The sequence below is a fragment of the Pseudomonas sp. Xaverov 83 genome, assembly GCF_019352905.1.
In the GTDB taxonomy this organism is placed as follows: Bacteria; Pseudomonadota; Gammaproteobacteria; order Pseudomonadales; family Pseudomonadaceae; genus Aquipseudomonas; species Aquipseudomonas yamanorum.
Genome location: NZ_JAAAFU010000070.1, coordinates 1 through 252 on the forward strand (window position 1 = coordinate 1; position 252 = coordinate 252).

General features: G+C 57.9%; 1 tRNA gene. It reads right to left on the reverse strand.

Annotation, left to right across the window (positions count from 1 at the left end):
• Nucleotides 1–174: 174 nt before the first annotated feature.
• Nucleotides 175–251, reverse strand: a tRNA-Asp gene (locus K0H47_RS20180).
• Between the last annotated feature and the right edge of the window lies 1 nt (nt 252).

A 252-nucleotide genomic window follows, 5' to 3' on the forward strand; every position in this document is an offset into this window, starting at 1 on the left:
CGGACGGGACTCGAACCCGCGACCCCCGGCGTGACAGGCCGGTATTCTAACCGACTGAACTACCGCTGCGTATCGCTCAGACTGCTGAAGTGTCACCTTCAACCGCCTTCAAACATCTGACTGATCAGCCTTGGCTGTTCAATCTCAAATCTGAAACATCAGACCTGGAAAATATGGCGCAGCGGACGGGACTCGAACCCGCGACCCCCGGCGTGACAGGCCGGTATTCTAACCGACTGAACTACCGCTGCG